At 52.1% G+C, this 19,488-nt stretch carries 18 protein-coding genes, 1 tRNA gene and 1 pseudogene; 11 read left to right on the plus strand and 9 right to left on the minus strand.

Annotated elements, in window-relative coordinates:
- Positions 1–69 precede the first annotated feature (69 nt).
- Positions 70–1,053: a tRNA-modifying protein YgfZ gene (gene ygfZ / locus ACLGE8_RS16175; protein ID WP_410999904.1), complete on the minus strand. Its 984-nt coding sequence runs from the start codon at positions 1,051–1,053 to the stop codon at positions 70–72.
- Between the two features lie 247 nt (positions 1,054–1,300).
- On the opposite strand from ygfZ, the gene sdhE reads away from it, so the two are divergent.
- Both sdhE and ACLGE8_RS16185 read left to right on the plus strand, forming a co-directional pair.
- Positions 1,301–1,567, plus strand: coding sequence for an FAD assembly factor SdhE (gene sdhE, locus ACLGE8_RS16180; protein ID WP_185669862.1), 267 nt, complete (start codon positions 1,301–1,303; stop codon positions 1,565–1,567).
- Positions 1,548–1,964: a protein YgfX gene (locus ACLGE8_RS16185; RefSeq protein WP_410999905.1), complete on the plus strand. Its 417-nt coding sequence runs from the start codon at positions 1,548–1,550 to the stop codon at positions 1,962–1,964. Before sdhE ends, ACLGE8_RS16185 begins: the two co-directional genes overlap by 20 nt.
- Here the strand turns inward: ACLGE8_RS16185 and fldB are convergent.
- On the minus strand, positions 1,961–2,482 hold the full coding sequence (fldB, locus tag ACLGE8_RS16190; RefSeq protein ID WP_410999906.1) for a flavodoxin FldB: 522 nt from the start codon (positions 2,480–2,482) through the stop codon (positions 1,961–1,963). The genes ACLGE8_RS16185 and fldB overlap by 4 nt on opposite strands.
- A 102-nt stretch (positions 2,483–2,584) precedes the next feature.
- On the opposite strand from fldB, the gene xerD reads away from it, so the two are divergent.
- The 5 genes from xerD (at position 2,585) to lysS (ending at position 8,671) form a co-directional block, all read left to right on the plus strand.
- Complete coding sequence (gene xerD, locus ACLGE8_RS16195; protein ID WP_185669859.1) at positions 2,585–3,481, plus strand: site-specific tyrosine recombinase XerD; 897 nt, start codon at positions 2,585–2,587, stop codon at positions 3,479–3,481.
- Positions 3,482–3,503: 22 nt separating this feature from the next.
- Complete coding sequence (gene dsbC / locus ACLGE8_RS16200; RefSeq protein ID WP_410999907.1) at positions 3,504–4,217, plus strand: bifunctional protein-disulfide isomerase/oxidoreductase DsbC; 714 nt, start codon at positions 3,504–3,506, stop codon at positions 4,215–4,217.
- 5 nt (positions 4,218–4,222) lie between these two features.
- A complete protein-coding gene (recJ, locus tag ACLGE8_RS16205) occupies positions 4,223–5,956 on the plus strand; it encodes a single-stranded-DNA-specific exonuclease RecJ (RefSeq protein WP_410999908.1) in 1,734 nt (577 codons plus the stop codon).
- 89 nt (positions 5,957–6,045) lie between these two features.
- Positions 6,046–7,144, plus strand: a protein-coding gene (gene prfB, locus ACLGE8_RS16210) for a peptide chain release factor 2 (protein ID WP_115073720.1) whose coding sequence is annotated in 2 segments (ribosomal slippage) — positions 6,046–6,120 and positions 6,122–7,144 — 1,098 coding nt in all. Because the reading frame shifts where the segments join, the coding sequence is not laid out codon by codon here.
- 9 nt (positions 7,145–7,153) lie between these two features.
- The gene (lysS, locus tag ACLGE8_RS16215) at positions 7,154–8,671 is read left to right on the plus strand and encodes a lysine--tRNA ligase (RefSeq protein WP_410999909.1); all 1,518 of its coding nucleotides are present in this window, start codon (positions 7,154–7,156) and stop codon (positions 8,669–8,671) included.
- A gap of 115 nt (positions 8,672–8,786) precedes the next feature.
- Here the strand turns inward: lysS and ACLGE8_RS16220 are convergent, their stop codons facing one another.
- From ACLGE8_RS16220 to ACLGE8_RS16250, 7 genes and pseudogenes are all read right to left on the minus strand, one after another.
- Positions 8,787–11,003: a calcium-binding protein gene (locus ACLGE8_RS16220; protein WP_410999910.1), complete on the minus strand. Its 2,217-nt coding sequence runs from the start codon at positions 11,001–11,003 to the stop codon at positions 8,787–8,789.
- Between the two features lie 18 nt (positions 11,004–11,021).
- Positions 11,022–11,903 (minus strand): hypothetical protein, encoded by an 882-nt coding sequence (locus tag ACLGE8_RS16225; RefSeq protein WP_410999911.1) that lies wholly within the window; start codon positions 11,901–11,903, stop codon positions 11,022–11,024.
- A 188-nt stretch (positions 11,904–12,091) separates the two neighbouring features.
- A complete protein-coding gene (locus ACLGE8_RS16230; protein WP_410999913.1) occupies positions 12,092–12,973 on the minus strand; it encodes a hypothetical protein in 882 nt (293 codons plus the stop codon).
- A gap of 371 nt (positions 12,974–13,344) precedes the next feature.
- A complete protein-coding gene (gene idi, locus ACLGE8_RS16235; RefSeq protein ID WP_410999914.1) occupies positions 13,345–13,890 on the minus strand; it encodes an isopentenyl-diphosphate Delta-isomerase in 546 nt (181 codons plus the stop codon).
- A 53-nt stretch (positions 13,891–13,943) separates the two neighbouring features.
- Positions 13,944–14,660, minus strand: coding sequence for a DUF554 domain-containing protein (locus ACLGE8_RS16240; RefSeq protein WP_410999915.1), 717 nt, complete (start codon positions 14,658–14,660; stop codon positions 13,944–13,946).
- 22 nt (positions 14,661–14,682) lie between these two features.
- On the minus strand, positions 14,683–15,264 hold the full coding sequence (locus tag ACLGE8_RS16245) for a UbiX family flavin prenyltransferase (protein ID WP_410999916.1): 582 nt from the start codon (positions 15,262–15,264) through the stop codon (positions 14,683–14,685).
- A 12-nt stretch (positions 15,265–15,276) separates the two neighbouring features.
- Positions 15,277–16,754, minus strand: a pseudogene (locus tag ACLGE8_RS16250) (UbiD family decarboxylase).
- A gap of 167 nt (positions 16,755–16,921) precedes the next feature.
- Between ACLGE8_RS16250 and ACLGE8_RS16255 the strand changes: the two are divergent.
- From ACLGE8_RS16255 to ACLGE8_RS16270, 4 genes are all read left to right on the plus strand, one after another.
- Positions 16,922–17,824, plus strand: coding sequence for a LysR family transcriptional regulator (locus ACLGE8_RS16255; RefSeq protein ID WP_410999917.1), 903 nt, complete (start codon positions 16,922–16,924; stop codon positions 17,822–17,824).
- 67 nt (positions 17,825–17,891) lie between these two features.
- Entirely contained in the window at positions 17,892–18,638 is a 747-nt protein-coding gene (actS, locus tag ACLGE8_RS16260; protein WP_410999918.1) for an amidase activator ActS, read from the plus strand.
- Between the two features lie 80 nt (positions 18,639–18,718).
- A tRNA-Gly gene (locus tag ACLGE8_RS16265) sits at positions 18,719–18,792 on the plus strand.
- Between the two features lie 315 nt (positions 18,793–19,107).
- Positions 19,108–19,473 (plus strand): NUDIX hydrolase, encoded by a 366-nt coding sequence (locus tag ACLGE8_RS16270; RefSeq protein ID WP_410999919.1) that lies wholly within the window; start codon positions 19,108–19,110, stop codon positions 19,471–19,473.
- The last annotated feature ends 15 nt before the right edge of the window (positions 19,474–19,488 follow it).

Genomic DNA, 19,488 nt, shown 5'->3' on the forward strand with positions numbered 1-19,488 from the left:
AAGGCAACGCCGCCATCCGGCAGCCTGCGCCGAACTGCCTGATGGCGCTACGCTTATCAGGCCTACAAATTACTCTTCGTCTAACGAATACGGCAGCGGCTTGATGCTCAACGTGTTGGCATCGTCGCGCACGCGGAACACGCTGTCTGCTTCCATATCGTTGTTCATTACGACCTGCACCAGTACCTGGCCATCTTCCAACTGTACGGCGGCCAGCACGGTGCCGGTACGTCGCCAGTTGTCACCCATCTTGAGCTCAAGATCTTCACCGGCTTCCGGTACGCGAGCGGCTTTGCCTGCCAGCGTCCACAGCGCGCGTTTGTTGGCCCCGCGGAACTTGGCTCGAGCGACCATTTCCTGCCCGGTATAGCAGCCTTTTTTGAAGCTGATGCCGCCCAGTGCCTGCAGGTTAGTTGCCTGCGGAATAAACTGCGCGCTGTTCACTTCATCAATCACCGGCAGGCCGGCTTCGATATCCAGCGCCAGCCACTGCTGGCTGTTGTTCAGTTGGGCTTCGCCGCGCAGCGCTTCGGTGATGCGTTCAGCGGTTGTTGCATCGGTCACCAGCAGGAAGCGTTCTTCCGGATGGGCAAACCACAGCACGGAGGTCTCACCTTCTTGCAGGCACGGTTTCTCAGCGTTGGGTAGTTCCGCGAACAGGTTAGCCAGCGCAGCGCGAGCCTGGAAACCGGCAACGCCCAGCAGCACGGCGTCATCGTTTGGTGCAATCACCACTTTTGAGAAAACGGCGTATTTTTTCAGCTGGGTCAATTGCGCTTCGCGTACGCTGCGGCGCTCAATAAACGCAAAACCGTCCTGGCGATGGAACAGGCGCAGGTTGCTCCACATTTTGCCTTTCGCATCACAGTGGGCGACCAGCAGATGCTGATGTTCAGTCAATTGCGCCACGTCTGCCGTTACCTGACCCTGCAGGTATTTTTCACTGTCGGCACCGGTCACGGTCGCCAGCGCCCAATCATCGAGCGTCATCAGCGTCAGCGGTAAGCGGGCAGAGACGCCGGGCTGACGTGGAGGAAACGGAGTAAAAGCCATATTGATGTCCTGGATAGAGTTGCGAACGCACTTATTCACTCATGGTAAAAGAGATGCCTGCCATTGCAAGCGCTTTTGCAGGGCGTTTTGTGCCCTCTGCGCGTTCTGCGAAGCGGCTCGAAAGAAAAATAATCCCTTTCATTTTTCAGGGCTTTTTTCGGAATATGACGCGTGAAACGTGATATTCCAGTAAGGTAACGGCAAAAAACACGTTAAACTAGTTACAACGTAATGCTGGAAGGAAATTATGGACATCAATAATAAAGCCCGTATCCACTGGGCATGCCGCCGCGGTATGCGCGAACTCGATATCTCCATCATGCCGTTCTTTGAGCACGAGTACGACACGCTCAGCGATGAAGACAAAGCGGTCTTCATTCGTCTTCTTGAATGTGACGATCCTGACCTCTTCAACTGGCTGATGAACCACGGCAAGCCTGACGACGCTAACCTTGAGCGCATGGTCCAACTCATTCAAACACGGAATCGGGAACGTGGTCCTGTGGCAATCTGATTTACGCGTCTCCTGGCGCTCACAGTGGCTCTCTTTACTGCTCCACGGCCTGGTGGCGGCTTTCGTGCTGCTAATGCCGTGGCCGTTGAGCTACACGCCGCTCTGGCTACTTTTGCTGTCGTTGGTGGTGTTTGATTGCGTACGTAGTCAACGACGCATTCACTCACATCAGGGGGAAATTAAGCTGTTGATGGATGCAAGGCTGCGCTGGCGCAACCAGGAATATGAACTGCTTGGTACGCCGTGGATGCTGAATTCGGGGATGATGCTACGGATTCGTCGCCTGAACGGCGGCCGTCGTCAGCACCTGTGGCTGGCGGCTGACAGCATGAATCCTGAAGAGTGGCGCGACCTGCGGAGAATACTTCTGCAGCAGCCCGCGCCCACGAAACACTAAGAGAACTGCTCAGCCATCTCGCCGAGAATCTGTTCGCACCAGCTCTGAATGCGTTCATCGCTAAGATCGTACTGGTTAGTTTCATCCAGCGCGAGACCGACGAAAAGCTGCCCGTCAGCAATTACCGGTTTCGGGCTGGTGAATTCGTAGCCTTCAGTTGGCCAGTAGCCGACAAATTTCACCCCTTTGGTCGCCAGCTTATCGTGCAGCATACCCAGCGCATCGAGGAACCATTCGCCGTAGCCGAGCTGGTCGCCCATGCCGTACAACGCGATGATTTTACCTTCCAGATTTAGCGTATCGAGCTGTTCCCAGACCGCTTCCCAATCTTCCTGAATTTCACCGAAATCCCAGGTTGGAATGCCAAGAATGAGCACATCATATTGCGCCATCAGGGCGGGGGAATCATCTTTCAGGTTATGTAATGTGACCAGTTCCGGACCGATAATGTCGCGAATTTTTTCCGCTGCCATCTCGGTGTAGCAGGTGCTGGAACCGTAAAAAAGGCCGATATTCATGACGTACTGCTCTCGATTCTTGCGATGATGATGCGCCCAGTGTACCAGAAAGGGGGCTAATTCAGGCATAATGGCGCTGATTTAACACGCAGAGGGGCCGAGGTGGATAAGGATCTTGCACGAATCGAACAGTTTCTCGATGCGCTGTGGCTGGAGCGCAATCTGGCTGAAAATACCCTTAGCGCCTACCGCCGTGACTTGACCATGGTGGTAGAGTGGCTGGCGCACCGCGAGCTCTCGCTGGAAACGGCGCAAAGCGACGACCTGCAAAATTTGCTCGCCGAACGTCAGCAGGGGGGCTATAAAGCAACCAGCACCGCACGACTGCTGAGCGCCATGCGACGCTTCTTCCAGCATCTGTATCGTGAAAAATTCCGCCCGGACGATCCCAGCGCTCAGCTGGCATCGCCTAAACTCCCCCAGCGGTTACCGAAAGATCTCAGCGAAGCGCAGGTAGAGCGTTTGCTGCAAGCACCGCTGGTCGATCAGCCGCTGGAGCTTCGTGATAAGGCTATGCTTGAAGTGCTGTATGCTACCGGGCTGCGCGTTTCCGAACTGGTGGGGCTGACGATGAGTGATATCAGCCTGCGTCAGGGCGTGGTTCGGGTAATCGGTAAAGGTAATAAAGAGCGGCTGGTGCCGCTCGGCGAAGAGGCCGTTTATTGGGTTGAGAACTGGCTGGAGCACGGCCGCCCCTGGATGCTTAACGGCGTGGCGATTGATGTCCTGTTCCCCAGTCAGCGCGCCCAGCAGATGACTCGCCAGACCTTCTGGCACCGCATTAAGCACTATGCCCAACTGGCGGGCATCGACAGCGAGAAGCTGTCACCGCACGTGTTACGCCACGCTTTTGCAACGCATTTGCTGAACCACGGCGCGGATCTGCGTGTCGTACAAATGCTGTTGGGGCATAGCGATTTGTCGACCACCCAAATTTATACGCACGTCGCGACAGAGCGGCTGCGACAACTTCATCAACAGCACCATCCACGAGCATGATGCTGATTTAAAAGGACAGTTTATGAAACAAGGTTTAATGATGTTCACCCTGCTGGCGGCGGCATTTTCCGGCCTGGCGCACGCTGACGATGCCGCTATCAAGCAGTCGCTGGCGAAACTGGGCGTGCAGAGCACCGATATTCAGCCGGCGCCGGTAGCCGGGATGAAAACCGTCCTGACCAACAGCGGCGTGCTGTACGTCACCGATGACGGCAAGCATATTATTCAGGGGCCAATGTATGACGTTAGCGGCGCAACGCCGGTGAACGTCACCAACGCATTACTGATGACTCATCTGAATGCGCTGGAAAAAGAGATGATTGTCTACAAAGCGCCGCAGGAAAAGCACGTGATTACCGTCTTTACCGACATCACCTGTGGCTACTGCCACAAGCTGCATGAAGAGATGAAAGACTACAACGCGTTGGGGATCACCGTGCGCTATCTGGCCTTCCCGCGTCAGGGGATCCAGAGCCAGGCTGAGCAGGATATGAAATCCATCTGGTGCGCCAAAGACCGCAACAAAGCGTTTGACGATGCGATGAACGGCAAAGGCGTTCAGGCGGCAACCTGCGATATCGACATCGCCAACCACTATGCGCTGGGCGTGCAGTTCGGCGTGACCGGCACTCCGGCTATCGTGCTCGATAATGGCTATGTGGTTCCGGGCTATCAGGGGCCGAAAGAGATGAAAGCCTTCCTCGACGAACACCAGAAACAGACCAGCGGTAAATAATTCGCGTGAAACCACAGACTCAACTTCGCCGCCGTGTGGTGGATGATTCAATCGTGCTGCCGGGCGAACTGTCGCCGCTGCTGCGCCGCCTGTATGCCAGCCGCGGGGTGAAAACCCCGAACGATCTGGAACGCGGCCTGAAAGGCATGCTGCACTGGCGCTCGCTGACGGGCGTGGAAAAAGCCGTCGAGATGCTGCATGACGCGTTTGAAAAAGAGCTGCGCATCATGGTGGTGGGCGACTTCGATGCTGATGGCGCGACCAGTACTGCACTGAGCGTGCTCGCCCTGCGGGCGATGGGCTGCCACAACGTCGAATACCTGGTGCCGAACCGTTTTGAAGATGGTTACGGGTTAAGCCCGGAAGTGGTCGATCAGGCCCACGCTCGTGGTGCGCAAATGATCATGACGGTGGACAACGGGATCTCTTCCCATGCCGGGGTCGATCACGCGCATGACCTTGGGATCTCCGTGCTGGTCACCGATCACCACTTGCCGGGCGAAACGTTGCCTGATGCCGATGCGATGGTTAACCCAAACCTGGTTGACTGCCCGTTCCCGTCAAAATCACTGGCGGGCGTTGGCGTGGCTTTTTATCTGATGCTGGTGCTTTGCAATCACCTGAAAGAGAAAGGCTGGTTCGAAAATCGCGGCATCCCCGTGCCGAAGATCGTCGAGTTTCTCGACCTGGTGGCGCTGGGGACGGTTGCCGATGTGGTACCGCTGGATGCCAATAACCGCATCCTGACCTGGCAAGGGCTGAGCCGCATTCGGGCTGGTTACTGTCGCCCGGGGATTAAAGCGCTGCTGGAGATTGCCAACCGCGAGGCGGCGAAGCTCGTGGCAAGCGACCTTGGCTTTGCACTTGGCCCACGCCTGAACGCGGCCGGTCGTCTGGATGATATGTCGGTCGGCGTGGCGCTGCTGCTGTGCGATAACCTCGGCGAAGCCCGCGTGCTGGCTAACGAGCTGGATGCGTTGAACCAGACGCGTAAAGAGATAGAACAGGGGATGCAAGCAGAAGCGCTGACCCTGTGCGAACAGCTCGAGCGCAGCCGCGCCGAACTGCCGGGTGGGCTGGCGATGTATCACCCCGAGTGGCACCAGGGCGTGGTCGGCATTCTGGCCTCCCGTATCAAAGAGCGTTTTCATCGCCCGGTGATTGCTTTTGCCCCAGCGGGCAATGGTCAGTTGAAAGGCTCCGGGCGATCCATTCAGGGGCTGCATATGCGCGATGCGCTGGAGCGTCTGGATACGCTGCACCCTGGTTTGATGCTTAAGTTCGGCGGCCACGCGATGGCGGCGGGGCTCTCTTTGGAAGAAGAGCGCTTCGAAGAGTTCCAGCGCTGCTTTGGCGAGCTGGTCACCGAGTGGCTGGACCCGGCGCTGTTGCAGGGGGAAATACTCTCTGACGGCGAGCTTAGCCCGCAGGAGATGACGCTGGAGATGGCGCAGATGCTGCGTGAAGCCGGGCCGTGGGGGCAAATGTTCCCGGAACCGCTGTTTGACGGGCGTTTTCGCCTGCTGCAACAGCGCCTGGTTGGCGAACGTCACCTCAAAGTGATGGTTGAACCGGTCGGTGGCGGCCCGCTGCTGGACGGCATCGCGTTTAACGTTGATACCGCTGTCTGGCCGGATAACGGCGTGCGTGAAGTGACCCTGGCTTACCGTCTGGATATCAATGAATTTCGCGGCAACCGAACCCTGCAGCTTATCATCGATCATCTCTGGCCGATTTAGCATCGCTTATACTGTAATTAAGAGCGGGAATCCGCTAAGATTCCGCTCTTATAACCGCATTTTTCTCGTCCATTAAAAGAAAATAGACCATGTTTGAAATAAACCCGGTAAATAATCGCATTCAGGACCTCACGGAGCGCTCCGACGTTCTTAGGGGGTATCTTTGACTATGATGCTAAGAAAGAGCGTCTGGAAGAAGTAAACGCCGAGCTGGAACAGCCGGATGTCTGGAATGAACCCGAACGCGCGCAGGCGCTGGGCAAAGAGCGTTCCTCACTTGAAGCGATTGTCGACACCCTCGATCAAATGTCTCAGGGGCTGGAAGATGTTTCCGGCCTGCTGGAACTGGCTGTAGAAGCCGAAGACGAAGAGACCTTCAACGAAGCCGTTGCAGAACTCAATACCCTGGAAGAGAAGCTGGCGCAGCTGGAATTCCGTCGTATGTTCTCCGGTGAGTATGACAGCGCCGATTGCTATCTCGATATCCAGGCAGGTTCTGGCGGTACTGAAGCGCAGGACTGGGCAAGCATGCTCGAGCGTATGTATCTGCGTTGGGCAGAAGCGCGTGGCTTTAAAACCGAAATTATTGAAGAGTCCGAAGGGGACGTGGCCGGGATTAAATCCGTGACCATCAAAATCTCCGGCGACTACGCGTACGGCTGGCTGCGTACGGAAACCGGCGTTCACCGCCTGGTCCGTAAGAGCCCGTTTGACTCCGGCGGCCGTCGCCACACCTCCTTTAGCTCCGCGTTTGTTTACCCGGAAGTTGACGACGATATCGATATCGAAATCAACCCGGCGGATCTGCGTATTGACGTTTATCGTGCATCCGGCGCGGGCGGTCAGCACGTTAACCGTACGGAATCCGCGGTGCGTATCACCCATATCCCAACCGGGATCGTGACGCAGTGCCAGAACGACCGTTCGCAGCACAAGAACAAAGACCAGGCCATGAAGCAGATGAAAGCGAAGCTTTATGAACTGGAGATGCAGAAAAAGAATGCCGAAAAACAGGCGATGGAAGACACCAAGTCCGACATCGGCTGGGGTAGCCAGATTCGTTCATATGTCCTGGACGATTCCCGCATTAAAGACCTGCGCACCGGGGTTGAAACCCGCAATACGCAGGCGGTACTGGACGGAAGTCTGGATCAATTTATCGAAGCAAGTCTGAAAGCAGGGTTATGAGGAACCAACATGTCTGAACAAAACGCACAAGGCGCTGACGAGGTAGTCGATCTTAATAACGAAATGAAGGCACGCCGCGAGAAGCTGGCTGCACTGCGTGAGCAGGGCATCCCGTTCCCGAACGATTTCCGTCGTGACCGTACCTCTGATCAACTGCACGCTGAATTCGATGACAAGGACAGCGAAGAGCTGGAAGCACTGAATATCGAAGTATCCGTTGCCGGTCGTATGATGACTCGCCGTATTATGGGTAAAGCTTCTTTCGTGACTTTACAGGACGTTGGCGGCCGTATTCAGCTGTACGTGGCGCGTGACGATCTGCCGGAAGGCGTTTACAACGAGCAGTTCAAGAAATGGGACCTCGGTGACATCCTGGGCGCGAAGGGTAAACTGTTCAAAACCAAAACCGGTGAACTGTCTATCCATTGCACCGAGCTGCGTCTGCTGACCAAAGCACTGCGTCCGCTGCCGGACAAATTCCACGGCCTGCAGGATCAGGAAGCGCGCTATCGTCAGCGTTACCTGGACCTGATCTCCAACGATACTTCCCGCAATACTTTCAAAGTGCGTTCCCAGATCCTGGCGGGTATTCGTCAGTTCATGGTTGGTCGCAACTTTATGGAAGTGGAAACCCCAATGATGCAGGTGATCCCTGGCGGCGCGTCTGCCCGTCCATTCATCACCCATCATAATGCGCTGGATATGGACATGTACCTGCGTATCGCGCCGGAACTGTACCTGAAGCGTCTGGTGGTCGGCGGCTTCGAACGCGTGTTCGAAATTAACCGTAACTTCCGTAACGAAGGTATCTCCGTTCGCCACAATCCAGAGTTCACCATGATGGAACTCTATATGGCGTACGCGGACTACAAAGATCTGATCGAACTGACCGAATCCCTGTTCCGCACGCTGGCACAGGATATTCTGGGTCACACCGAAGTGCCTTACGGCGACCAGACTTTCGATTTCGGTAAGCCGTTCGAAAAACTGACCATGCGTGAAGCTATCAAGAAATATCGCCCGGAAACTGACATGGCGGATCTGGATAACTTCGACTCTGCGAAAGCCATTGCTGAAAGCATCGGCGTTCACGTTGAGAAGAGCTGGGGCCTGGGCCGTATCGTGACCGAGATCTTCGAAGAAGTTGCTGAAGCGCACCTGATTCAGCCAACCTTCATCACCGAATATCCGGCTGAAGTTTCTCCGCTGGCGCGTCGTAATGACGTGAACCCGGAAATCACTGACCGCTTTGAATTCTTCATCGGCGGCCGCGAAATCGGTAACGGTTTCAGCGAGCTGAACGATGCAGAAGACCAGGCGCAGCGCTTCCAGGATCAGGTTAACGCTAAAGAAGCGGGCGATGACGAAGCGATGTTCTATGACGAAGACTACGTCACCGCGCTGGAACACGGCCTGCCACCGACCGCAGGTCTGGGTATCGGTATCGACCGTATGGTTATGCTGTTCACCAACAGCCACACCATCCGTGACGTGATTCTGTTCCCGGCAATGCGTCCGGTGAAATAATCGCGATAGCGTGAGATAAAACAAACCCCGGCCATGTGCCGGGGTTTTTTATTAGTCGTTATTTGTCGCCGCGCTGGAGGATGGCTTTTTCTGCTGCTTCCACCTAGCTATACAATCAAGATTTCAGCACTCTGGATTCTATATCAGATTTGTTCCATTTGGTGCCGTCGTCGAAAATCAGGTTTTCAACAACTCTTTCCTCTGTGATTGGGTTGAAATAACCCATTATCGACACGCTGTCAGTACTGTTCTGAAAGGTGATTACTAAATCATAGGTATCCTGAGTGAGGATAGTCTGCTTAGGAGATATACCTTTCCCGAAACGGAGTGTGTCATTGCCTGCTAGTTGTGTTAGCGATCGTCGATGACTTTCAAAGTCTTCATACCTTATATCTAAGACGATCGTGGCATAATCATTAATCATATCTGAGCCATCTCCCGCATTGAATATATAGGTATCGTAACCATCATAGCCATATAGAGTGTCGTTACCCCTACCGCCAGCTAAGGTATTCGCATAAATATCACCATTCAACGATTCATCGAGGTCATCGTCTTTTCGGAGGAGTATACCCAATGCTGACCAAATTTCATTTTCTGGCTCATCGTTCTCTACCTTTGCCCATTTTTTAAAATCTACGATCCTGAGGCCGTCATTGACGACGAGTGTATCTCCGTCAAAGGTGTATTTATTGTCATTAGCATCAGTGTAAGTATCTTCCGGATCTTCGCTATAACGTATGGCGTATTCTAACTTCACATGTTTATTTTTACTGTCAGATAAGAAAACAGCACCATTAATATCATCTTTTCCGGTAAGGTAAATGGTATCAGAACTATCAACGACAAAAGTGTTGAACCCTCCGCCACCGTAGAGTTTGTCGGCACTACCATCAAATGGTGAATTTAGATCACCGCCATTGAGATAGTCATTACCGTCATCACCATACAGAATATCGTTACCGGCGCCACCATAAAGCGTGTCGGTATTTTTATTATCTAGCATGAGATTATCTAACGGGAAACCGCCTCTGGCATAAAGAATATCTTCTCCTTTACCGCCATATAATGTGTCGCTGCCCATACCGCCGTAGAGTACATCGGCTCCATCCCCTGCTGACAGCCTATCATTACCGCTTTCGCCCATCAGTACATCGTTACCTGCGGAGCTTGAAATGCTATCATTCCCGCCGCCGCCCATCATCAAATCTGCTACGCCACTTACAAATTTTTCTTTCTGATATTTACTGCTATTGATAACCTGGTTGGTATTGTCACTAGCGAAATAAATGTTTGTGGGTATTAATTCACTACCTTTAAACCATTTATCAACATCCGGACAGCCGAGTTTTTTTAGCGACTCAATGAATTCATTTCGGGCGGGAATAAGTATCTCAGTAAGTTCACTGACTTCCTCTCCTGAAACATTTTGTGCTAAATATAAGATATCCTTGTAATCATTGTTTGCAGCGGCGATTTTATTTTGCGTTGGCGTAGTAATATCCGGCGCATGGCCAAATTCAGTTTCATAACTCAGAATTTTTTCTCTGTTCTTCTGAAGGGTTCTGAAAATATTTTCCGCTTCTGCCATAGTGACCTTTTTCGGATCATCGTAGAGGCCAAATATTTGTGACTCCATAAATCGACGTTTAGCAATTCCGGGGCGAACTGTCTGTTTGGGGGCGTTTGAATTGTAACGAATTTCATACCAGGCGGCAGCGCGGTTGCCGGTATTAATTGCTTCTCTCAGGAGAGGGCCAACGAGACCTGAATTCCCCCATACGCAGCTGGCAAGGACCAGTTGTTCTTTGGAGTTTGCAAATTTTTTGTCATCGATATTAATTATCTCTCTCAATCGGCCACTATAAACACTTTCCCACAGTGAACTGAAGGCTTTCTTTGATTCATCCTCGCTATAAAATTTAAATTGGGTACGACGCCCTGCGACGGGGATATCATTTGCGTAGTTTTGATTAGTGTTGTCACGGCGTTCTTGTAAAATAGAATTATATCTTGCTACACTTGTAATACGAGTGCTCATTAATTCAGATAGCCGTGAAATATAATCATTTTCGAAATTTTGTGATGTGGTTAACGGAACTGAATTTTGGTTCTGTTGCGTCCATACTAACCCCATTTCTTTCAAAACAGTACGTCTTACAGTGTCCCCTCCAGCATAAAGATCGAAACCGACACCAATGGTCGGATTGCCGTTTACGTCACTTAACTCAAGACTTTTAAGACGGTCTTCTTCACTTGTAGTCTCTAGTGCAAAGAGCATAGTATAGAGAGTATCAGTAAAATTATTAATGGAATGCCATTTAAGTGTCATAATAAATAATTCCTTATATTATTTAATTCCATGGTTATAAAAAATGTCACAACTGCTATTTGGATTAAACGACCATTTTCTGTATTTGAAGCTATAAGTACTCATTACTATGTTATCGATAAAATAAGGTGTGCCTTTATATAAATAGATATCTGACTTCCAGGCAGCCTGTCGAATGGCACCTGAAAGAAGCGTGTGCTGCTTGTTTTCGGGAAGTATGGCTCTTTGTTCAAGCCCTGTCAGGCTGTCGTTAACAAGGATAAGTCCTTGCGCCAGAATGTCGGGCATGGGCAGCCTGAGGCTTTTACATTCGTCCTTAATTATGCTCTTCACGGGTTCTGGAAATGGGCCCGCGTATTGCACAAAGGTTAATGGAGCGGTGGATATATCAAGGCGTTTAGCCTCCTCTTCAAGCCAGGCGGGGAGGGGCATGCTCCAGACCTGCAGATATCTTCCGTTGGCGATAAAACCATCAATTTTTTTCTCAATATTGTCTTTTTGCTCAGCAGTCAGTGAGTCCAAAACACTATCTGGCTGATACAGGTCATTATCGAACAGTTGTAACATCCCTCGATCTTTTTCTGGCAAATCAAGCCGATAGTAGTCTCTGGCAAAGATGCGGCGCAGAAGCGGCCGGTATTGGTTTGGGTCCAGTTTTTTCCATTCCGGCCGTCGGAATGATTTTGCCTGCGGGAGTACCTGGTAAATGGCGCATGCGTTTTCAGATTTTGTCCTTGAAAAATCATGGCGTTTTAGCTCTTTGAACATGGCATCGCACATCAGGTATCCCTTGCCGGTATGCTGTTGCCAGCGTCCTTTTCCGGCCTGTGCAGGAAGCACTGCCAGACTGAGTGCGACTAATGTGAGCAGCAATGGCTTGTAGGGCAGTGATTTCTTCATCAGACCTCCGGTGTCCTGTTTACATTGATTAAATAAATATATTAAATACGTTATTTATGAGGACCTTAATTTACGGGTGAAAATACTATTTCATTTTTTTCTTTGTGTGCAAATGGCATAATATAGAGAGTATCAGTAAAATTATTAATGGAATGCCATTTAAGTGTCATAATAAATAATTCCTTATATTATTTAATTCCATGGTTATAGAAGATTTCACAATTGGCGTCTGGGTTAAACGACCATTTCCTGTATTTGAAGCTATAAGTACTTATTTCTATGTTATCGATAAAATAAGGTGTGCCTTTATATAAATAGATATCTGAATTCCAGGCGGCCTGTCGAATGGCACCTGAAAGAAGCGTGTGCTGCTTGTTTTCGGGAAATATGGCTCTCGGTTCAAGCCCTGTCAGGCTGTCATTAACAAGGATAAGTCCTTGTGCCAGAATGTCGGGCATGGGCAGCCTGAGGCTTTTACATTCGTCCTTAATTATGCTCTTCACGGGTTCAGGAATTGGGCCAGCGTATTGCACAAAGGTTAATGGGGCGGTGGATATATCAAGGCGTTTAGCCTCCTCTTCAAGCCAGGTGGGGAGGGGCATGCTCCAGACCTGCAGATATCTTCCGTTGGCGATAAAACTATCAATTTTTTTCTCAATAGCATCCTTTTGCGCAGCAGTCAGTGAGTCCAAAACACTATCTGGCTGATACAGGTCATCATCGAAAAGTTGTAACATCCCTCGATCTTTTTCTGGTAAATCAATCCGATAGTAGTCTCTGGCAAAGATGCGGCGCAGAAGCGGCCGGTATTGGTTCGGGTCCAGTTTTTTCCATTCCGGCCGTCGGAATGATTTTGCCTGCGGGAGTACCTGGTAAATGGCGCATGCGTTTTCAGATTTTGTCCTTGAAAAATCATGGTGTTTTAGCTCTTTGAACATGGCATCGCACATCAGGTATCCCTTGCCGGTATGCTGTTGCCAGCGTCCTTTTCCGGCCTGTGCAGGAAGCACTGCCAGACTGAGTGCGACTAATGTGAGCAGCAATGGCTTGTAGGGCAGTGATTTCTTCATCAGACCTCCGGTGTCCTGTTTACATTGATTAAATAAATATATTAAATACGTTATTTATGGCGGCCTTAATTTATGGGTGAAATACTATTGTTTTTACAAATGTCTTTGTACTGGATTTGCTTTTAGGTTATGAGTAATAGTTTTTAACTGTTGGTATGATTTTATATATCATATTGGAGTGGAAAATCGCGTGGGGTCTCAATTCTATTATTTACACATAATAGGTATGATTGATTTTATGCAGAGTAAGATGAAGTTTGATAAGGTGGAGGTATAAGTAAGATGTCGGTGAATAAATCGGAAGCTATAAATATTTATCAGCATATCTTTGATAAGCGCTTATCAATTATTTTGATACGCGCTTAGTTTTATTATTGGCGACAGTAGTTCAGTAATGCAGTGCGTGCAGCATCCTGAGATGATAGTTTGACCATCCAGGGGCTGAATGCCCAAGGGGTTGCGCGCAATCCCTGTAAAATGTTCTCAAGTTCGCACCATTGGTAATCCATCACTTCGTCGCGATTTATCCGCAGCTCACTCGCCACCTGCGCGGCATAGACCGGGCACACTTCGTTTTCCACAATGCCGTTTGGCGCCACGGCGCGGTAGCGGAAATCAGGAGCTATCGGGGTGATGTTGCTGATATCTGCGCCAACTTCAAACCGACAGCGACGGATAATGGCCTGTTCAAAGGTTTCGCCCTGCTGCGGATGGCCGCACACCGAGTTGGTCCACACGCCAGGCCAGGCGACCTTGCTTAATGAGCGACGCGTGACCAGAAACTGACCGCGGTCGTTGAACAACCAGCAAGAGAAAGCGAGATGCAGGGGAGTGGAGAGGGTGTGAGCGGCGTACTTTTCCAGAATACCGGAAGGTTTATCGTGCTCATCGAGCAAAATGACGTGTTCGCCTGTCATGACGACTCCTGAAAGTGAATGATGACCCGGCATAAACCCGCCGGGTCATATACTCAGGCAACCAGCGTAGCCCATAAATGGGAGAAAGGCATTACCAAAACAAGCCCTGGCAACATGTTGGCAACCGGGAAAAGTTTGATGTTACAGATACGCAACCCAGTCGCGACCATCAGCAGCCCACCGGCACAGGAGAAGTCCGCCATCATCGATGGGGTGATCATTGGCATCAGGAATACCGCCAGCATCGCCAGCGCCAGCTGAATCACCAGTTGTGGAATGGCAATCGTCATCACCGCAAAGCCAAGCAGGGTGGCGAAAATCCCGGCGGTGAACAGATCCAGAATAGTTTTGATGTACAGAATCGACGGATCGCCGCTCATCCCTTCCGTCATCGCCCCAAACACGCCCGTGCCGCTGGCGCAGAACAGCACCAGAATCGCCACAAACTTCTCGGTGAACTCTTCGTGGCTTAACCCCTGCACCGGTGGAAAGACTTTATTGATAAGGCCGCGGGTAGAACCAGCCGCTTTGCCAATACCGCTTTCCAGATGCAGCAGTTCGCCAATCAGCGCGCCGACAATCATTGCCAGCACCACCGCAGGCATATATTTCACCTTCAGTACCAGCGTAATCCCCAGGCCTACCGAGCACAGCCCGAAGGTCATTGGCAGCGCCGTTTTCACGCGGTCCGGGAGTTTTCCCCCGGCAAGCGCGCCGACCAGTCCGCCGATAATCACGGCAGATCCGTTTACATAAGGACCGATTAACATAAGAACATTTTCCTTGGCCGCACTAGCCGTCGTGGCGCAGAGATCCTTCGCCCCAGCGTGGAATGTTGTCCACGTTGATGTCGAACAGGTCCAGCGCGCGATTCACGCTGTGCGTAATAATGTCGTCCGCCGTTTGTGGACGTTGATAGAGGGCCGGAACCGGCGGGAAGATAATCCCGCCCATTTCAGTCACGGCGGCCATATTGCGAATATGGCCGAGGTTGAGCGGCGTTTCACGAGCCAGCAGCACCAGACGGCGGCGCTCTTTGAGCACCACGTCCGCAGCCCGAGTCAGCAGGTTATCGGTAAGACAATGTGCAATCGCGCCCAGCGTTCTCATGGAACAGGGGGCAACCAGCATCCCCAGCGTTTTAAACGAACCGCTGGAGATGGCGGCACCCAGATTGCCAATCGGGTGGACAACGTCAGCCATCGCCATCACCTCATCCAGACGGAAATCCGTTTCCAGTTCACAGGTTTTTTCTGCGCCTTTTGAGACGACCAGATGAACCTCCAGCGGAAGAGGCTGCAGGAGTTCCAGCGCCTTAACGCCATATTGAAAGCCGGATGCGCCGCTGATGCCGATGATGATGCGTGGTGTCATTGTCTATTCCTCTTACTCGAAGTCCGGCAGAAAGCGTTTTACGTCCACTTCTTTGAATTTAGAACGCTCAAAATGATGCTTCAGGTGGAACGGCACGGTGCAATCGAAGATGGTTTTGCACGACATCCCCTGCTGGAGAATGCTTGGGCTGTACTCCGGCACCTGGGATGGGTCCAGCGGGTGGCAGCGCACGCCGGGGATGGTGATGGTATCGACATCGCCCTGATAGCGGGTTTGCATCGCCCACAGCACGTCGTCGCTGTCGAAGATATCCACGTCTTCATCGACCAGAATCACATGCTTCAGTTCCGGGAAGGCTGAGAACGCCAACAGTGCCGCCTGGCGCTGGCGACCTTCGTCTGCCGGAGAGAATTTTTTGAACTGCATGACCGCCAGCAGTTTGCCGCCGCCCGCGGAGTGCGCGAAGACGTTCAGCAGTTTGCCCGGCATCGCGCGGCCAACCATATCCAGAATGCTTGCTTCGGTCGGGATACCCGCCATGTTGACGTGTTCCTCGCCTGGCCCTACGGTGGTGCGCCAGATAGGGTTGTGGCGATGGGTCACGGCTTTCACTTTAATCACCGGCAGCGCGTCTTTCGATTCACCGGTATAGCCAGGGAACTCTGGCATGGCGCGGCCAGTGTTGGTGTTCTGGTCTTCACGAACGCGCACGTTTGGCAGCAGCTCGCCTTCGATGATGATTTCGGCGTGGGCGATGGCTTTTTCATTAATAGTCAGGCACTTCACCAGCTCGACGGCCTGGCCGCGCAGAGAACCGGCGATACTCAGTTCATCAAAACCGAGCGGGGTAGTTGGTGGCTCGAAGCAGGCGGCAATCTCAATCGCCGGGTCAACGCCGATGCTGATGGAAATCGGCAGCGGCTGGCCCATCTCTTCTGCCTTCATGCGGAAAGCATCAATGTGACGCCCTGGCGTCAGCCACATAGAGAGCTCATCGCGGCTCTGGACGCACAGGCGGTGAATGGTGATGTCAGACTCGTGGGTTTCCGGGTCGGAGGCATAGCACAGACCCATGGTGATGTACGGGCCCGCATCCTCTTCGGTATTGGTTGGCGCTGGCAGCAGTTTGCGTAGGTCAAAATCGGCGTCGGTTGCCAGATGGACAACTTCCTGAGCCACGGCTTTTTCGTTAGTCAGAACCGGTGGAATAGGGCTCTGTACGGAGTCTTTCAGCAAGTGGCCCAGTTTTTCTGGCGGGCAGTCCAGGAAGTGGCTGACGCGTTTACGGGAACCGTTGATGCCAATCGCCACGCTGATATCGTTAAAGCCTTTGATCTTGTTGAACACCATCACCGGGCCATTTTTGCGAGTTGGGCGCTGGCAGGTGCCGCCGGCCCCAACGTAACGGTATACGCCGGACAGCTCCGCATGCGGGTCACTTCGGTATCGGTTTCAACATATTCGCCCGGCAGCGTTTTCAGCAATGCTAGCGCGGAGCGTAGGTCGCGAACGGTTGTTGTATTTTTCACGGTTTGTTCCTGTTGATAATCGGAAATAATGTCTGCGCTAACCCTATTCCTTACGGAAATAAGGGGCAAATACCGTTTCGCTTGGTCAGGCAAGATCAAAAAGATGTGGCTACAACAACAGGCTTCGTGCGTAAACTATAGCAAAGCGGATATACAGCGGGGACGGCATGGATTTAAAGCGATTACGGTATTTTTGCCGAGTGGTAGAGCAGGGGTCGATAAGCCAGGCGGCAAAGGTGCTGAACATGGCGCAGCCGCCGCTGAGCAAGCGTATCCAGGAGCTGGAAGACGAACTGCAAACGCCGCTGTTTTTACGCCACGGTAACCGCATCGAGCCGACCGAAGCGGGCTTTTTTCTCTATCGAAAAGCCTGCGAGATTTTGCGTCAGGTGGAAGACACCGCCAGAGAAACGATGGAGATCGCACAGAAAGACCGGCTTCAGCTGCGTTTTGGGATGAGCCATCTGTTCCAGTCCTATTTCAAGCCGCTGCTGCTGGCGCTTTATCAGCGCCACCCTGAAATCGAAATTAATATCTCGGTGACCGATTCCAGCCATCTGGAGATGCTGCTCAATGAAGGGGCCATCGATCTGGCCTTTATTCAGCGTCCTTATCGCAGCGAAGGGTTCGACTACGTGTCGTTCGACCCGGTGAAGCTGGTGGCGGTTGTCAATAAAACATGTCTGCCAGAGCCGCCTGATAATCCATTTGATTACACTGCACTGGGGGCGTTACCGCTGGTACTGCTGCATCGGGCGAAAGATTCCGGCACCTACGAGATGCTGATCGACCTGTTCCGCAAAGCAGGCGTGAACCCTAAGGTAATTATGCATATTACCCAACCGGGGGTGATCATCGACTGGCTGGAGTCGGGGCTTGCTGCCGCGACGCTGCTGCCGTCGTCTGAGGTCTGCGCTGAAAAACTTAAGAACTGTTATGTCGTGGATGTGTTCCCCTCACCACAGATTTTCTACCCGGCAATGGTGAAAATCCCGGCGGTAAACTGGTGCCCGCAGGTGATGGAGCTGGTGGCGGAAGGCTACCCGTTTCCCCTTAACACTCAGGGTTGATGGTTTGGTATCCAGCGTGAGCCTGCTATTATAGGCCACCCGAACGTTTATGACCTGAGGATTCGTTTTGCGAGCAGGACGCCAACTCTCTTCCCCAATACGTCTGTTAATGTGCCTGATTATCGGGCTTGCGCTGTCTGGCTGTGCTGGAAAATCATCCAATTCGGAAGGCAGCTACAGCGGCTCGGTTTACACCGTCAAGCGAGGTGACACGCTGTCTCGCATTTCGCGGATGACGGGCACCAGCGTCGGGGAACTGGCTCGTCTTAACGGCATCTCACCGCCGTATAATATCAACGTCGGCCAGAAGCTGAGGGTGAACGGCTCGGCAAAATCTTCCGGTGGTAAAAAATCCAGCGCGACGCAAACGGCGAAAGTCACACCGTCTTCCGCCGTTCCGCAGTCCTCATGGCCGGCTGTGGGCCAACGCTGCTGGCGCTGGCCGGCTACCGGTAAGGTGGTGATGCGTTACTCCACCTCGGAAGGCGGTAATAAGGGCATTGATATTGCAGGCAGCCGTGGTCAACCGGTCTACGCGGCGGCGGCAGGGAAAGTGGTTTACGTCGGCAACCAGCTGCGCGGCTACGGCAACCTGGTGATGATTAAGCATGATGAAGATTACATTACCGCCTACGCACATAACGATAAGCTGATGGTTAACAACGGTCAAAACGTGAAAATTGGCCAGCAGATAGCCACTATGGGCAATTCAGACGCCGACTCGGTAAGGCTGCACTTCCAGATTCGCTATCGCGCCACGGCCATCGACCCGCTGCGCTATTTGCCGCCGCAGGGCAGCAAACCGAAGTGCTAAGCGGTTATTTTGTCATCACTTAGCGGCCTAAAGGCTTGCCAGGCGAGGAGTAACGTTTATAATGCTCCTCGCACACCTTTGCGGGCGTAGTTCAATGGTAGAACGAGAGCTTCCCAAGCTCTATACGAGGGTTCGATTCCCTTCGCCCGCTCCACGTTTTTCTTCCCTCTGTTATTTCTGACCAGAATCATATCTCAAAGACTAAGCTACCTAACGGATTCATGTTGTAACTGTAACCCAATATTGCCCGATGCTTCTGTGAAATTCCTTGCTATCCCCTCTTGATGGTAAAGCCGCATTTACCATGCACGATTTTTAACGTTTACCATCTTTTCCAGCCAAAATATGCGTTACGCAGATTAGTATCATTCATTGAATGCACGATTTATCTTGTTTGTGCATGATTTTGCATGATAGGTTGTTTGCCATTACCTGCTATTAAAAACAACAACCCATCTGGAGCACTGACATGAAAAGTATGATCGTACTGATAGCCGGCCCTGTGCGTAGCGGAACCAACGGTGATGAACGGCTGATGCATGAAAACCTGGCGAGAATGGAAAAAGCGGCACTGGCAGTTTATGACAAAGGGCATATTCCGGTGATAGGTGAATGGTTGGCTTTCCCGCTGGCCACTGCCGCAGGCTCAAAAAAGGTGGGCGACCCTATCAGCGAAGCGTACCTCTATCCGGTGGCACATCGACTGCTGACGCGCTGTGATGCGGTGCTCCGTCTGCAAGGTGAGTCAACGGGAGCAGATAATGATGTTCGTATTGCCAATAAATTGGGATTGGCTGTTTATCAGGGTCTGGATGACGTGCCGATGGTTGCCTGATGCAAAAAGCGCTCG

The sequence above is a fragment of the Kluyvera sp. 142486 genome, from assembly GCF_046569695.1.
GTDB lineage: Bacteria > Pseudomonadota > Gammaproteobacteria > Enterobacterales > Enterobacteriaceae > Kluyvera.

What these genes read in the sequence shown, in the direction of transcription:
- ygfZ (WP_410999904.1), bottom strand. Translation starts at nt 1,053, where the DNA reads ATGGCTTTTACTCCGTTTCCTCCACGTCAGCCCGGCGTCTCTGCCCGC.
- sdhE (WP_185669862.1), top strand. Translation starts at nt 1,301, where the DNA reads ATGGACATCAATAATAAAGCCCGTATCCACTGGGCATGCCGCCGCGGT.
- fldB (WP_410999906.1), bottom strand. Translation starts at nt 2,482, where the DNA reads ATGAATATCGGCCTTTTTTACGGTTCCAGCACCTGCTACACCGAGATG.
- dsbC (WP_410999907.1), top strand. Translation starts at nt 3,504, where the DNA reads ATGAAACAAGGTTTAATGATGTTCACCCTGCTGGCGGCGGCATTTTCC.
- lysS (WP_410999909.1), top strand. Translation starts at nt 7,154, where the DNA reads ATGTCTGAACAAAACGCACAAGGCGCTGACGAGGTAGTCGATCTTAAT.
- ACLGE8_RS16220 (WP_410999910.1), bottom strand. Translation starts at nt 11,003, where the DNA reads ATGACACTTAAATGGCATTCCATTAATAATTTTACTGATACTCTCTAT.
- ACLGE8_RS16225 (WP_410999911.1), bottom strand. Translation starts at nt 11,903, where the DNA reads ATGAAGAAATCACTGCCCTACAAGCCATTGCTGCTCACATTAGTCGCA.
- ACLGE8_RS16230 (WP_410999913.1), bottom strand. Translation starts at nt 12,973, where the DNA reads ATGAAGAAATCACTGCCCTACAAGCCATTGCTGCTCACATTAGTCGCA.
- idi (WP_410999914.1), bottom strand. Translation starts at nt 13,890, where the DNA reads ATGACAGGCGAACACGTCATTTTGCTCGATGAGCACGATAAACCTTCC.
- ACLGE8_RS16240 (WP_410999915.1), bottom strand. Translation starts at nt 14,660, where the DNA reads ATGTTAATCGGTCCTTATGTAAACGGATCTGCCGTGATTATCGGCGGA.
- ACLGE8_RS16245 (WP_410999916.1), bottom strand. Translation starts at nt 15,264, where the DNA reads ATGACACCACGCATCATCATCGGCATCAGCGGCGCATCCGGCTTTCAA.
- ACLGE8_RS16255 (WP_410999917.1), top strand. Translation starts at nt 16,922, where the DNA reads ATGGATTTAAAGCGATTACGGTATTTTTGCCGAGTGGTAGAGCAGGGG.
- ACLGE8_RS16270 (WP_410999919.1), top strand. Translation starts at nt 19,108, where the DNA reads ATGAAAAGTATGATCGTACTGATAGCCGGCCCTGTGCGTAGCGGAACC.